Consider the following 945-nt stretch of genomic DNA (forward strand, 5'->3'; position numbering starts at 1 on the left):
CTCGCTTGATTTCGGCAGGGATTGTTTTATTAATAGGCACACGGTTTCTATCATTGGGCTGTTTTAGCTTTGGTGCTAATGCACAAGCTGACAAAAGGTTTGCAATCAAAATTACAAGAATGACCGACTTCATTTTAATACGACTCTCTTTTACTGTTATATGCATCTTGATATTTATTGTCATTATTATAATTTTGATACCAAAGTAAAGTGTATAGTTTACGATAATTGATCTTTTCTTAATTTCATTTTTTAATTTATGAAAATAGCTCAATTTCAGTGCGAATATTTTTTACTGTGGGATTGGATATCCTCGTTATTTTGTCATATGGATATTAGGGGCGTTTGTTAGGGGAACTATTGCTCTTTATCTCCTCTAATTTCTATGTCTCCATAGATGTCCAAATGTAATTCCTTTTGCGAGAGAATTGGCAATGCTTGATAGTTTGAGTAACAGCATGATGGATATAATGGACAAGATGAGAGCACCCCCAAACATGGCGCTTATATTCTGGTCGTAGTCGAGTTTCATATCGCTCAAATAGTTTGCAAAGATATTCATCATCAGATTAAATACAGTCGCTAAGAGTAGAAAGAGGATTATATAATTGATGACTTGGATTATCCATTGCTCGAAAAGGCGATGAGTTGGTTGCCAGAGCAAAGCAATGATGAAGAGTGGTCCCCATCCTACGAGAAGTGTAATAGCGATTTTTGTCAGGAGCACGAGACCACCGCCGATTGCGACTACGAGGCTTGTTGCCAGCAAAATGATGATGCCTAAGAGACTGTAAAGTAGTCCATTGGCTTCGAAGAAGACGGTTTCTTGGAAAAGACGGCCTGCGTATTGAAATCCTTTGGTTGCTGCTGTGTCCAGTAAATTCATTAATTGTGTATCATTGAGTGGATTTGTTATGAGCGCTTTTGATAACTCATAGGGCATTT

2 protein-coding genes are annotated in these 945 nt (G+C 37.6%); both read right to left on the reverse strand.

Translation table 11 applies throughout. The features are described 5' to 3' along the window. Positions 1-133: TrwH protein (locus ACFIKE_RS11560; RefSeq protein ID WP_375650090.1), on the reverse strand; the 133-nt coding region annotated here is incomplete at its 3' end. Between the two features lie 243 nt (positions 134-376). After that, on the reverse strand, positions 377-945 hold a 569-nt coding region (locus ACFIKE_RS11565; RefSeq protein WP_375650088.1), incomplete at its 5' end, for a type IV secretion system protein.

It is taken from the genome of Bartonella sp. MU70NMGDW, assembly GCF_042194085.1.
GTDB classification, from domain to species: domain Bacteria; phylum Pseudomonadota; class Alphaproteobacteria; order Rhizobiales; family Rhizobiaceae; genus Bartonella; species Bartonella grahamii.